Origin of the sequence: Herbaspirillum sp. UBA812 (genome assembly GCF_002296545.1) — a bacterium.
Lineage (GTDB): Bacteria > Pseudomonadota > Gammaproteobacteria > Burkholderiales > Burkholderiaceae_D > Herbaspirillum > Herbaspirillum huttiense.
This window is the reverse complement of the sequence record NZ_DBIC01000244.1, coordinates 39,032-40,110: the sequence shown is the minus strand read 5'-3', so window position 1 is coordinate 40,110 and position 1,079 is coordinate 39,032. Positions and strand designations below refer to the sequence as shown.

Sequence of the window (1,079 nt, the reverse complement as noted above, 5' to 3'; positions counted from 1 at the left end):
CAGCAGTTGCTGTGTTCGACCACGGCCTCCTCGCCCTCGGTGCTGGTCCTGGCCGGTCCCGGCAACAATGGCGGTGACGCACTGGAAGCCGCCTGCCTGCTGGAAGAAGCCGGCATCGAAGTGAGCGTTCAGCTGCACGCCGATGAAAGCCGCCAGCCTGCCGATGCGCGCCGTGCCCTGGCACGGGCGCGCGAGGCCGAGCTGGAGTTCATTGAAGGAACGGGGGATGTCCCGCTGCGCGCCCGCTCCTGGGCGCTGGTGATCGACGGACTGTTCGGCATCGGCCTGACGCGCCCGCCCGGCCCGGCCCTGCGGCCCATCATCGAGTACATCAACAGCCTGCGCTGCCCGGTGCTGTCCATCGATGTCCCCAGCGGACTGAATGCCGATACCGGCAGCATCGTGGGCGGCCGCGAGGGCGTGGCGGTGCAGGCCACCCATACCCTGAGCTTCATCGGCGACAAGCCCGGACTGCACACTTGTGACGGCAGCGACCACAGCGGCCAGATCGTGGTCGACGCACTGGAGATCGACACCGCCCTGCTGCCGCCGGCGCGTGCCTTCCTGAATGGTCCGCAGAGTTTTGCCACCGCGCTCAAGCCACGTGCCAACAACAGCCACAAGGGCAGCTACGGCGACGTCATCGTGGTGGGCGGTGCGCGCGGCATGGCCGGTGCGCCAGTGCTGGCGGCGCGCACCGCCGCCTTCGGCGGAGCCGGACGGGTCTATGTGGCCTTCGTCGACGATGGCCCGGCCTATGACGACAAGCATCCCGAACTGATGTTCCGCCTGGCCGACCGTGTCGAATTCGGCGCCAGCGCGGCGCTGGTGATCGGACCCGGCCTGGGTACCTCGCGCCATGCGCATGACATCCTGGCGCGGGCGCTCGACAGCGAAGCCGACATCGTGGTCGATGCCGATGCCCTGAACCTGATCTCGGCCGAACCCACGCTGCAGCACAAGCTGCATCGCCGCAGCCAGCGCAGCAAGGAGGCCTGCAGCATCATCACGCCCCATCCGCTGGAGGCAGCACGCCTGCTCGACAGCACCACCCAGCAAATCCAGCAGGACCGCCCGCA

1 protein-coding gene is annotated in these 1,079 nt (G+C 68.6%); it reads left to right on the top strand.

Features of this window, described 5'->3' with window-relative positions; all coding sequences use genetic code 11:
* A partial coding sequence (locus B3873_RS16160; RefSeq protein WP_286867293.1) for an NAD(P)H-hydrate epimerase occupies positions 1–1,079 on the top strand: 1,079 nt, incomplete at both ends.